This is a genomic window from Parendozoicomonas verongulae (genome assembly GCF_009711465.1).
GTDB lineage: Bacteria > Pseudomonadota > Gammaproteobacteria > Pseudomonadales > Endozoicomonadaceae > Sansalvadorimonas > Sansalvadorimonas verongulae.
The window spans coordinates 371-658 of record NZ_SMME01000370.1; the positions used below are offsets into that span (position 1 = coordinate 371).

The 288-nt window shown below is 46.2% G+C and carries 1 protein-coding gene; it reads left to right on the forward strand.

Going from position 1 to position 288, the window contains the following annotated elements; genetic code table 11:
* The coding region (locus E1189_RS22360) for an ankyrin repeat domain-containing protein (RefSeq protein WP_196220873.1) at positions 1–278 on the forward strand (278 nt) is incomplete at its 5' end.
* Between the last annotated feature and the right edge of the window lie 10 nt (positions 279–288).

A 288-nucleotide genomic window follows, 5' to 3' on the forward strand; every position in this document is an offset into this window, starting at 1 on the left:
CACAACCATCGATTGCTCCCAATACGGGATCACAACGGTCCACCATTTTTGTTGTAAATCAATCCAGCTCGCAGAAAAAAGGCTGGACTCCATTGCACCAGGCTGCCCAAGAGGGGAATCTTGAACGTGTGCATCAGCTCATACAGCTTGGGGCAAACCCTAATTCGGTGACAGAAAAAGATAATAGTGTATTACATGCCGCTGTAGAGAATGGACACATTGGTATACTCCAAGCTTTAATAGATGACTATGGCGCAAATCGGCTAAGTTACCCATGACGGTTGCTTG